The sequence below is a fragment of the Micromonospora sp. H61 genome, from assembly GCF_018070325.1.
Classification (GTDB): Bacteria; Actinomycetota; Actinomycetes; order Mycobacteriales; family Micromonosporaceae; genus Micromonospora; species Micromonospora salmantinae.
On the sequence record NZ_JAGPXY010000119.1, the window covers coordinates 1 to 10,456 of the forward strand.

The window sequence follows — 10,456 nt, forward strand, 5'->3', positions numbered from 1 at the left end:
GTCTGCCGGTCGAGGTGGCGGCGGTGCCGGACCGCACCTTCTACGCGCAGCCGCTCGTCGACGGCCGGCCCTCGGTCGCCGACACCCGGCGGGAGGACGCCTACCAGGGGCACGGCTGGACCAGCGCCCAGTTGGGTGGGCTGCGCCTCACGGCCGGCGAGCCACCCCGCCGGCCCGGCGAGGTGGTCGTCGACAGCACGCTCGGACTGCGCGCCGGCGCACCGGTCACCCTGCTGACCGCTGTGGGCCCGGAGTCGTACACAGTCACCGGTCTGGTCGACGGACCCGGCGTCCACGTCGCGGACGAGGTCGCCGCCGCGCTCGCGCCCGGTGTGCGGGCCATCGGGCTGGTGCTCGCGCCGGACGCCGATCCCGAGCGGGTCGCCACGGCGGCTCGCGGAGCCGTCGGCGGCGACGGACGGGTGCTCACCGGTGCCGCCCGTGGTGCGTTGGAGCCGCGCGGCGACGCCCGTACCCGGTGGATCGGCATGCAGGTGCTCACCGCCACGGCGGCCCTCGCCGGCTTCGTCACGGTGTTCGTGGTCGCCTCCACCTTCGCGTTCACCATCGCGCAGCGTCGCCGTGAGCTGGGCCTGCTGCGCGCCGTCGGCGCCACCGGGCGCCAGGTCCGCCGCATGGTCTACGCCGAGGCGCTCGCCGTCGGCGTCTCGGCAGGGCTCGTCGGCCTGCTGGTGGGCGCGGCGCTCGCCCCGTTGCTGGGTCGGCTGCTGGTCGACGTCGGCTACGAACCGTCGACCTTCCGGGTCCGCTACGAACTCTGGCCGGTCGCGGTCTCGCTCGCCGCCGGGCCGGTGATCGCGTTGCTGGCCGTCTGGTCGGCGTCCCGCCGAGCGGCGCGGGTCCGCCCGTTGGAGGCGCTACGCGAGGCCGCTGTGGAACAGCGACCGATCGGTCGGCTGCGCGGCGCCACCGGAGTGCTGCTCCTCGCGACCGGGGCCGCTCTCAGTCTGGGCACGGCGACCGCCGACGAGGCGCGGGTGGGGGCGCAGTACGCGCTCTACGCGGTGATGGCGCTGGTTGCCGGCACCACAGTGCTCGCCCCGGTGGTGGTCGGGCCGCTGGTGTGGCTTTTGCGTTCTCCGGTGCGTCGGCCCGGTGGCGCGATCGGGATGCTGGTCCGGGGCGGGGCGTTGACAGCGACCCGGCGGACCGCCGCCATCGCCGCGCCGGTGCTGCTCACTGTCGCGTTCGCGGTACTGGTGTCCGGGATGGTGCGCACCAGCACCGCCGCGTACGCGGCGGGTCGGGCGGACAACGTGAACGCAGGCTGGATCGTCGTGCCGGACCGCGCACCCGGCCTGTCCGACCGGGCCGTCGCCGCCACCGGTGGCACCGCGCTTCTGCCGACCACCGTCTACCGCACCGACCCCGGAACGTCGCCGCAGGACCGGCCGATGACCGCGCTCGGCGTGGACCCGGAGGGCTTCGCCGCCGCGAACCGGGTGCTCACCGTCGTCGCCGGTTCGCTGAACGACCTGAGGGGTGACGACACGGTGGTGGTCGGCGTCTCGGCGAACCGGCTGCCGTCCGAGCCGTACCCGGTGGTGTTCGCCGACGGGACGACGGTGTCGTTGCGCGTCGTCGCCGTGGTCGACGACACCTCGATCCCCGGCGATCTGCTCGTGCCCCGGGCCGTGGTGCGGGCGCACGACCCCTCGGCGCTGACGTCCACCGTGTACGTCCGGGACCGCGTCGATCCACCGGTCGGCGCGCGGATCCTCGACGTCCCGGGCTGGGCGGCCGAGGCGGACGCCGCCGAGGACCGGCTCGTCTGGCTCTTCACAGTGCTGCTGATCGGGGTGTCCGCCGGCTACGGGGCCATCGCGGTGGCCAACACGCTGCTGCTGGCCGCCGCCGGCCGCGCCGCGGACCTGCGGCTGATCCGGATGGCCGGGGCGACCCGACGGCAGGTCATCTGGCTGGTCACGGCGGAGTCCGCACTGGTGGTCCTGATCGGTGCGCTGCTGGGTGGGGCTGTCGCGTTCGGCGGTCTGCTCAGCATCAGCGCCGGCCTCGCCGAGCAGGTCGGTGCACCCGTCGACCTGGTGATGCCGTGGTCGGTGGTCGCCGGGGTGGTGGGCCTGTGCCTGCTGCTCGCGGTGCTGTCCAGTGTGTTGCCGACGTGGCGGCTGCTGCGTCACCGTCCCGCCCGGTCACCGGTCGGTGGATGACCGCGCCCCCGCACGGGCGGTTGGGCCGCTACCGTCCACGGATGCGATCCGCGCGCCCGGTCGGGCTGCTCCTCTCCGCCGCCGCCGTCGTGCTCTGGGCGTACGGCATGACCACGTGGCAACCGCTGACCGAGCCGCTCGGCCCGTGGTCGGAGCACCTGCCGGGCAACAACGCCTACTGGGCGCGCGACCTGCGGTTCATGGCGATCATGGCGGTGCCGCCCGGGTTGGTGCTGGCCGGGCGGGGGCAGATGCGGTGGAGCGGCCCGGCGGTGGTGCTGGGCGGCTGCTGGGTCGCCGCCGACGTGGCGATCGACCGGGCCGACCCGATCGGCTCCGACGCGACGGTGCTGCTCGCCGTCGCCGGGTGCGCCGTGCTCGGTGTGGTCGCGGCGCTTCTGCTGTGGTGGGAGCGCCGCACCCCGCCAGCACGGGAGCCTGACACGTCGTCGGGGCGGGAGCGCGGCACGCCTCCGGCCACCGACCGGCGGGTGCTGACCGGGGCGGCCTGCGTGGCCGGGGTCCTGACACTGGTGGCGGCAGCTATGGAGTCACCGACCGACCGGGAGCCGGAGCTGAACCAGGGCGCCCTGGCCACGGCGGCGCTGCTGGTGGCACTGGCCGTCGGTGCCGCGCTGGCGGCGGCTCCGACGCGGACCGGGGTTCGCGTCGGGCTGGCGGCCGGCCTCACCGTGGTGGCTCTGCTCGGCGTCGGGCTGGTCCGTGCCACAGCGCCCGGCACACGCCTCCTGCCGGAGGTCGCTCTCGGGGCGGTGCTGCTCACCGGGGTCACAGTGCTGGCCTGGGACTGGCCCGGTGGTCGGCCGATCTGGTGGCACCACGCCCTGGCCGCGCTCGTCGCGCTCGTGGGCCCGGTGGTGTTTCTGGTGGCCACGGCCATCCCCATGATGATCATGATGCCGATCGGCGCGACGTTCACCGCGCTGGCCGGCAACAGCCCGATCCACGCCGCCGACTCCGATCTGCTGGTCTCCCTGGCCGGGCTGCTCTCCGGGCTGGGTGTGGCTGTGCTGCTGGCTCGGCCGAGCGTCGAAGACCGTCGGCGGCTCCGCTAGCTCACTCGACGACCGGCAGCACTACCTCGTTTCGGCGCAGGAACCACGGCTTCCACGGCGGGTCGAAGCGCGCGTACCGGATGGCGCCGGTCGGTTGCAGCCCGGCCGCGGTCACCGACCGGCCGAGCATCGTGGCGCGCTGGCTGAACGCCTGCTCCGTCCACCGCCCGGAGAACCGCATCGCCGCCGCCAGCCGCGCCGGAACCGCGCGGATCCGCACCCGGGCGTCCACCGGCTCGGGCAGGGTGGCGGTGGTGAAGCTGGCCGGCATGACGAACTGGATCAGGTACGCGCCCGGCCACTCACCCTCGATCTGCACCACCGGCGCGGTCATGGCGATCTTCTCCGAGCCGCTGGCCGCCGCCATCGCCGGCGCGGCGGAGCCGATCGGGTGCCGGGCCCGATTGGCGCCACCGATGTACGCGGCCAGCGGCCGGAACGCCTCGATCGGCGCCCGGGTGAACGACGCCTGGATCTGCATCTCGGCCACCAGGTGGGCGGGGTACCGACGCAGCTCGAAGCCGGGGTGTCGGGACACCACCCGGTACGGCTGCTGTTCGGTCATGGCGCGGCTCCCAGGGTCTGCTGGGACAGACGCTACCGCCCGTCCGGCTCCCGCTCGGCCGAAGTGGGCCGCTCCGGACCGGGGGCGAGGGCCCGGGTGGTCAACCGCCAGTACTGCCGCTTGCCCTCGTCGCGCAGCACCACCCCGATCTGGCCCAGCTCGCGGCGCAACTCCCGGGCGTCGTCGCGGCGGTCCCGCTCGACGGCCCGATCCCGGGCCCGCAGCAGCGCGTCCGCGCCGGCCGGCAACCCGGGCAGGTCCGGAACCCACAGCCGGTACGCCGACCGGTGCGGGTCGTCGTCCGCCCAGCCCCAGCCGTGCGCCCGGAACGCCGCGGCCAGTTGGGCGGCCGGCAGGTCCGTCGACTCCCGGATTAGTTCCGCGCCGTCGGCGTCCAGCAGCACCAGGTGCTTGTCGGCGAGGAAGACCACCCGGGTGTCGACCCGGGCGATGGTCCGGTTCTCATCGGAGCGGCGCAGCTGGACCTGCGCCCCGTCGACGGTGACGATCAACCGTTCGGCGGTGCCGATCCCGGCGATGACCAGACCGGCCAGGACGCCCACCCCGATGGTGGCGGCGGTGGCCTGCGGCTCGGGCAGCCGGTCCAACCATTCGATCAGGTCGCCGAACGGCACCCAGGGCAGCCGGGCGAGCCAGCCCGTCGCCGCCGCGAGGAGCCATCCGGCGCCCGCGCCGAGCAGCGGGAAGCCACCCCACATGACCGCCAGCTCCAGCGGGCCGCCGCTGACCACGGTGCGCGGACGGTAGCTGGCCATGTCCATGGTCAGGACACCTCGCGGCGCATCGTCCGGAACAGGCCGGCGGCCAGCGGGAGGACCATCCAGACCAGCAGGGACACGACGATCCGCCCCCACTGCTCCCCGCTGAGCGCGTCGCTGCTGAACAGCGGTTCCATGGTCTTGCTGGTGTCCAGCCATTCGGACGGGCCGCGCAGCGGTCGGACCATCTCGCCCAGCACTCCCCAGACGGTGGGCAGCAGGAAGTAGCCGACGATGGCGAGCGGCGGGTTGAGCAGCAGCAGACCGAAGGCGGCGCCCATCAGCACGCCGGTGACCTGGAGGATCACCGCGTTCAGGATCAGTGAGCCGTCGAGCTGCCAGGTGCCCGCGCCGCCGGTGGCGGAGGCGACCAGCGTCCCGACGGCGGCGAGGGCGAGGCTGGCCAGCACCGAACCGAGCGCCGCCACCATGACCGCGACCAGCTTCGCGGTCACCACCCGCTCCCGGCGGGGCACCAGGGCGTACGTGGTGAGGGCGGTCCGCTGCGACCACTCACTGGTGATCGAGAGGATGCCGAGCACCGGCAGTAGCACGCCCACCGGCAGCAGCGAGGGGACGAAGAAGTTGCCGAACGTCTGGTCGGCCTCGTCGGCGTAGATCAACTGAAGGGTGACGACCACGGCGGCGATCAGGCCGATGGTGATCAACAGCCAGCGGCCGGCCCGCGTATCGACGAGTTTGCGCAGTTCAACGCCGGTGAGGCGGAGCAGCGACGGTCGGCGTACCGGGGTGTGGTGCCGGGGCGCTACGGTGCCGGCAGCGGGCGCGGTGGTGGTGGTCATCGGACGGACTCCTTCGTCGATTCGCCGGCGGTCAGGGTGAGGAAGAGCTGTTCCAGGCCGCCGCCGCTGGCGGGGCGCAGCTCGGCCAACGCGACGCCGGCATCGGCGGCGGCCTGGCCGACCGCCTCGGCGTCGGCCTGCACGAGCAGCCCCTCCGAGCTGTCGGCGGCGCTCAGGTCGGCCACCTCCAGCGCCCGGCGCAGCGCCGCGCCGTCGCGGGCCCGGACCACGGTGCCACCGCCGGCCAGCAGCTCGTTCTTGTCGCCCTGGGCCACGATCCGGCCGCCCCCGATAACCACCAGCCGGTCCGCGACCGCCTCCACCTCGCGCAGCAGGTGGGAGGAGAGCAGCACGGTGCCGCCCCGGTCGGCGAAGTCGCGCAGCAGGCCGCGCATCCAGAAGATCCCCTCCGGGTCCAGGCCGTTGGCCGGCTCGTCGAGGATCAACACCCGGGGGTCGCCGAGCAGCGCGTGCGCCAGCCCGAGCCGTTGGCGCATGCCCAACGAGTACGCCCGTACCCGACGCTTCGCGGCCACCGCGTTCAACCCGACCAGGTCGAGCTTCGCGGCGACCTCGCGCCGGTCCAGACCCATGGTGTACGCGGACAGCGTCAACGCCTCGCGGCCGGTGCGCCCGGCGTGCTGGGCGGAGGCGTCCAGCAGCACCCCGACCTCCCGCCCCGGGTTGGGCAGTTCCCGGTACGGGTGCCCGGAGACGGTGGCGCGGCCGGCGGTCGGCGCGGTCAGCCCGCAGATCATGCGCATGGTGGTCGACTTGCCGGCGCCGTTGGGGCCGAGGAAGCCGGTGACGGTGCCCGGCTCGCACTGGAACGACACGTCGTCCACGGCCGGGTGTGGCCCGTATCGCTTGGTGAGGTTCTCAACGGTGATCATGCGGTTGAGCCTGCCCGCGCCGCCCGGCCATCCGCTGCGGCCACCGGTCGGTGCCCCGTCGACCTTGGTCGATCATCGGATCTCGACTTTGGTAGCTGGTTGTCGGGCGCCGATGCTGCCTAGCATGGGCGCGTGACCAGCATCGCCGTCCCGGAGCACCCCTGGCTCTTGCCGGGGGAGCTGGCCGTGCCGGTCGACCGTGCGCGCACCCATCCGCGCCGCACCACCCGGGACTGGCTCGTGGACACCATCGCGTTCCTGGTCTCCCTGCTCTGGGTGCTGTTCGCCACCGCCGACGCCCTGTCGCCCGACCCGTCGATGGCCACCGCGCTGCCGCACGGCTGGATGACCGGCGCGGACGCCCTGCTCGGGCTGGTCTGCTGCGGGCTGCTCTGGCTGCGTCGACGGTGGCCGCTCGGGCTGTTGGTGGCCACGACACCTCTGTCGCTGTTCTCGATGGCCTCGGCCATCCCACTGCTGATCTTCTACTTCACTGTGGTGGTGCACCGACGGACCGCCGTGGCGATCGCGGTCACCGGCGTCGGCCTCGTCACCAACATGGTCTTCAGTTGGCTGCGCCCGGACCCAGCCATGTCGTACTGGGCCACCGCGTCCTGGGGCGTGGTGCTCAGCTTCGCCGTGCTGGCCTGGGGGATGTTCGTCCGGGCCCGCCGGCAGTTGATCGTGTCGTTGCGGGAGCGGGCCGAGCGGGCCGAGGCGGAGCAGCAGCTGCGCGTCACCCAGGCCCGCCACCTCGAACGCACCCGGATCGCCCGGGAGATGCACGACGTGCTGGCCCACCGGATCTCGCTGCTCAGCCTGCACGCGGGTGCGCTGGAGTTCCGCCCGGACGCGCCGGCCGACGAGGTGGCCCGGGCCGCCGGGGTGATCCGGGGCAGCGCGCACGCCGCCCTCCAGGACCTGCGGGAGGTGATCGGGGTGCTCCGGGCCGAGGACGACGGTGCCGGCGACGCCCCCGAGCCACCGCAGCCCACCCTCGCCGACCTGCCGGCCCTGATCGCCGAGTCGCGGTCGGCCGGGGTGCGGGTGAACGTCAGCGACAGCGTCGCCAGCCCGGGGGAGGTGCCGGCGGCGCTGGGCCGGGCCGCGTACCGGATCGTGCAGGAGGGGCTGACCAACGCCCGCAAACACGCTGCCGGCGCGGCCGTCACCGTGGACGTGGCCGGCGGGCCGGGCGCCGGGCTGACCGTGGCGATCGGCAACCGGTGGCCGGTCGGGGCGCCGGCCGGCGGCACGCTGCCGGGTGCCGGCACCGGCCTGGTCGGCATCAGCGAACGGGTGACCCTGGCCGGCGGGCGGCTCGCCTACGGTCGGGACGACAGCGGTGACTTCCGGCTGGCCGCCTGGCTGCCGTGGCCGGCGTGACCAGCCCTGCCGGCGCAGCCGGACCGCCGGACGCGACCGGGGCGGCCGCTCCACCGGTACGCGTGCTGATCGTGGACGACGACGCGTTGGTCCGGGCCGGGCTCTCGATGATCCTCGGCGGTCTGCCGGACCTGGTCGTGGTCGGCGAGGCGGCCGACGGTGGCGAGGTGCCGGCGGCCGTCGCCGCGTACGCCCCGGACGTGGTGCTGATGGACATCCGGATGCCCCGGGTCGACGGGCTGACCGCCACCGAGGCGCTGCGTGCCCAACCGCACCCGCCGGAGGTGCTGGTGCTGACCACCTTCGACGCCGACGAACAGGTGCTGCGGGCGCTCCGCGCCGGGGCGGCCGGTTTCCTGCTCAAGGACACCCCACCGGCGGAGATCGTGCGTGCCGTACGCCGGGTCGCGGCGGGCGAGGCGACGCTCTCACCGACGGTGACCCGGACGTTGATCGCCCACGTGACCGCCGCCGCCCCCGGCCCGGTCGGCCCGGACCCGCGCCGCGAACGGGCGCTGCGGCTGCTCACCGGGCTCAGCGAGCGCGAGCGGCAGGTGGCTGTCGCGCTGGGGCGGGGCCACACCAACGCGGAGATCGCGGGGGAGTTGTTCATGAGCGTGGCGACGGTGAAGGCGTACGTCTCCCGGCTGCTGACCCGACTGGAGCTGAACAACCGGGTCCAGGTGGCGCTGCTCGTGCACGACGCCGGCCTCGTCTGACGAGGCGTTGCCGGGGCCAATGGCGGACATACCAACGCGGATGAGCTTACACTCATTTTTGGTTGTTCCATCGCTGGTTGTGTCAGGAGTGATCGTGGACGGCTTTGTCGGACGGGACCGTGAACTCGACCTCCTGGGCGGCGTGCTTTCTCGGGTGCAACGGGGTGGCCGTGCTGGTCGGCCTGGGCGGGCCCTTCTCATGCGCGGTCGCCGGCGGGTAGGCAAGTCCCGACTGGTCGAGGAGTTCGTGGAGCGGGCCGAGGTGCCGTACCTCTTCTTCACCGCCTCCGCGCAGCCGACCGTCGCAGCCGAGCTCGCCCTCTTCGTGGAGGAGGCGGCCGCCTCGACACTGCCGGGTGCGCAGATCCTTCGGGAGCAGCAACCACAGACCTGGGACGCCGCGCTGACCCTGCTCGCCGCCGCGCTGCCGTCCGACCGGCCGAGCGTCGTGGTCCTGGACGAGATGCCGTACCTCATCGCGGGCGACCCGGGCTTCGAGGGAACGTTGCAGAAGGTCCTCGATCGCGAGTTGTCCCGGCGACCGGTCCTCCTGATCTGCGTCGGATCGGACCTGGCCATGATGGAAGCCCTCAACGACTACGGCCAGCCGTTCCACCAGCGAGCCACGGAGATGGTCATTCCGCCGCTGAGCCCGGCCGACGTCAGCGACATGCTCGGCCTGTCCGCCGCCGACGCGTTCGACGCCTACCTGGTGTCCGGCGGTCTGCCGCTGATCCTCGACGAGTGGCCGACCGGTGCATCCGTCCACGAGTATCTGACCGACGCGGTACGGGATCCGACCTCTGCCCTGCTGGTCAGCGGCGAGCGGGCACTGGCGGCGGAGTTCCCGCCCCAGTCCCAGGCGGGTCTGGTGCTGCGGGCCATCGGCTCCGGTGAGCGGACCTTCTCGCTGATCTCCCGCGCGGCAGGGAATCTTCCGCAGGCGTCCCTCAACCGCGCCCTGCGCCTGCTGACCCAGAAACGGGCCGTGGAGGTCACCGTTCCGCTGTCGACCAAGCCGTCGCGGGAGACCCGGTACGCGGTGGCCGATCCGTACCTGCGTTTCTGGTTGTCGTTCCTGGGGCCACACCTCTCCGAGATCGAGCGGGGGCGGGGCGACCTGACCCTGGACCGGATCGACCGGTCGTGGACGTCCTGGCGGGGGCGGGCCATCGAACCTGTCGTCCGGGAGGCGCTGCGCCGGCTGTCCGGTGACCATCTACCGGCGGAGGCGGCGACGATCGGCGGCTACTGGACCCGGACCAACGACCCGGAGATCGACATAGTCGGCGCCGACCGTGCGCCCGTCGCTCGGAGCATCAGCTTCGTCGGATCGGTCAAGTGGCAGGAGAACCGACCCTTCGACGCGCATGACCTGGGCCGGCTGCTCCTGCACCGGTCTCAGCTTCCCGGCGCCGACGAATCGGTGCCGGTCGTCGCCGTGTCGCGCAGCGGCACCGCCGTCGACGGCATCCGGGTGCTGTCGGCGGAGGATCTGCTTACCGCGTACCGGAATTGAACTTTCGTCCGGTGTCCGCCGTACCCATGGCCGAGGATGTCGGTGCGGTAGGTCCGCCGTACCGCTGCCGAACTGCGGGAGGCCTGCCGTGCGAGTTGGTGAGCAGTCGACGGATCCCATCGATCAGGTACTGGGTGAGGTGCCGATGCCGGCACCACTGACCCCGGAGGATGTCCGGCTCGCGGTCCGGGCGGTGGTCGTGCACACCGCCGAGGAGTGGCCCACCGGGCCGCTGTGCCGCAACGACGGCGCTTCCTATCCGTGCCGGCTGCACCGCTGGGGGCGTCGGGTGTTGGAGACACACGGGCTCAACGAGCGGCAGATCGAGGCGTTGATCCGGCATGGCAATCCGTTCGTGCACGTGCCGTTCCCGTTCACGGCGACCGGGCCGTCGCGGCAACAGGCCGCGCGGGTCGTCCCCCAGGGGGTACGGCCCACCGCTGCTGGCCGGCCGGTGACTCCCCCCGTCACCGCGCCGCGCTGGCCCCGGGCGAGCTGAGCGCGCTACCCCTCCGCCCACCCGA

The 10,456-nt window shown here is 73.5% G+C and carries 10 protein-coding genes; 6 read left to right on the plus strand and 4 right to left on the minus strand.

Annotated features, from left to right (window positions below):
* Positions 1-2,192 (plus strand): ABC transporter permease (locus tag KBX08_RS31305; protein WP_210787379.1); only part of this gene is annotated, 2,192 nt, incomplete at its 5' end.
* A 41-nt stretch (positions 2,193-2,233) separates the two neighbouring features.
* A complete protein-coding gene (locus KBX08_RS31310) occupies positions 2,234-3,268 on the plus strand; it encodes a hypothetical protein (RefSeq protein ID WP_210787380.1) in 1,035 nt (344 codons plus the stop codon).
* Position 3,269: 1 nt separating this feature from the next.
* Here the strand turns inward: KBX08_RS31310 and KBX08_RS31315 are convergent, their stop codons facing one another.
* The 4 genes from KBX08_RS31315 to KBX08_RS31330 are packed head-to-tail and all read right to left on the minus strand — an operon-like array spanning position 3,270 to position 6,308.
* A complete protein-coding gene (locus tag KBX08_RS31315; RefSeq protein ID WP_210787381.1) occupies positions 3,270-3,833 on the minus strand; it encodes a heme-binding protein in 564 nt (187 codons plus the stop codon).
* 32 nt (positions 3,834-3,865) lie between these two features.
* The gene (locus KBX08_RS31320; RefSeq protein WP_210787382.1) at positions 3,866-4,615 is read right to left on the minus strand and encodes a hypothetical protein; all 750 of its coding nucleotides are present in this window, start codon (positions 4,613-4,615) and stop codon (positions 3,866-3,868) included.
* A 2-nt stretch (positions 4,616-4,617) separates the two neighbouring features.
* The gene (locus KBX08_RS31325; RefSeq protein WP_210787383.1) at positions 4,618-5,415 is read right to left on the minus strand and encodes an ABC transporter permease; all 798 of its coding nucleotides are present in this window, start codon (positions 5,413-5,415) and stop codon (positions 4,618-4,620) included.
* The gene (locus KBX08_RS31330; RefSeq protein ID WP_210787384.1) at positions 5,412-6,308 is read right to left on the minus strand and encodes an ABC transporter ATP-binding protein; all 897 of its coding nucleotides are present in this window, start codon (positions 6,306-6,308) and stop codon (positions 5,412-5,414) included. The genes KBX08_RS31325 and KBX08_RS31330 overlap by 4 nt, the downstream gene beginning before the upstream one ends.
* 132 nt (positions 6,309-6,440) lie before the next feature.
* Between KBX08_RS31330 and KBX08_RS31335 the strand changes: the two genes are divergently transcribed.
* The 4 genes from KBX08_RS31335 (at position 6,441) to KBX08_RS31350 (ending at position 10,431) form a co-directional block, all read left to right on the plus strand.
* A complete protein-coding gene (locus KBX08_RS31335) occupies positions 6,441-7,694 on the plus strand; it encodes a sensor histidine kinase (RefSeq protein WP_210787385.1) in 1,254 nt (417 codons plus the stop codon).
* A complete protein-coding gene (locus KBX08_RS31340) occupies positions 7,673-8,413 on the plus strand; it encodes a response regulator transcription factor (protein ID WP_210787387.1) in 741 nt (246 codons plus the stop codon). Before KBX08_RS31335 ends, KBX08_RS31340 begins: the two co-directional genes overlap by 22 nt.
* A gap of 199 nt (positions 8,414-8,612) precedes the next feature.
* Positions 8,613-9,932, plus strand: a complete 1,320-nt coding sequence (locus KBX08_RS31345; RefSeq protein ID WP_374101978.1) for an ATP-binding protein — start codon at positions 8,613-8,615, stop codon at positions 9,930-9,932.
* A 145-nt stretch (positions 9,933-10,077) separates the two neighbouring features.
* Positions 10,078-10,431, plus strand: a complete 354-nt coding sequence (locus tag KBX08_RS31350) for a hypothetical protein (protein WP_225855057.1) — start codon at positions 10,078-10,080, stop codon at positions 10,429-10,431.
* Positions 10,432-10,456: the final 25 nt, after the last annotated feature.

What these genes read in the sequence shown, in the direction of transcription:
- KBX08_RS31310 (WP_210787380.1), top strand. Translation starts at nt 2,234, where the DNA reads ATGCGATCCGCGCGCCCGGTCGGGCTGCTCCTCTCCGCCGCCGCCGTC.
- KBX08_RS31315 (WP_210787381.1), bottom strand. Translation starts at nt 3,833, where the DNA reads ATGACCGAACAGCAGCCGTACCGGGTGGTGTCCCGACACCCCGGCTTC.
- KBX08_RS31320 (WP_210787382.1), bottom strand. Translation starts at nt 4,615, where the DNA reads ATGGACATGGCCAGCTACCGTCCGCGCACCGTGGTCAGCGGCGGCCCG.
- KBX08_RS31325 (WP_210787383.1), bottom strand. Translation starts at nt 5,415, where the DNA reads ATGACCACCACCACCGCGCCCGCTGCCGGCACCGTAGCGCCCCGGCAC.
- KBX08_RS31330 (WP_210787384.1), bottom strand. Translation starts at nt 6,308, where the DNA reads ATGATCACCGTTGAGAACCTCACCAAGCGATACGGGCCACACCCGGCC.
- KBX08_RS31345 (WP_374101978.1), top strand. Translation starts at nt 8,613, where the DNA reads ATGCGCGGTCGCCGGCGGGTAGGCAAGTCCCGACTGGTCGAGGAGTTC.
- KBX08_RS31350 (WP_225855057.1), top strand. Translation starts at nt 10,078, where the DNA reads ATGCCGGCACCACTGACCCCGGAGGATGTCCGGCTCGCGGTCCGGGCG.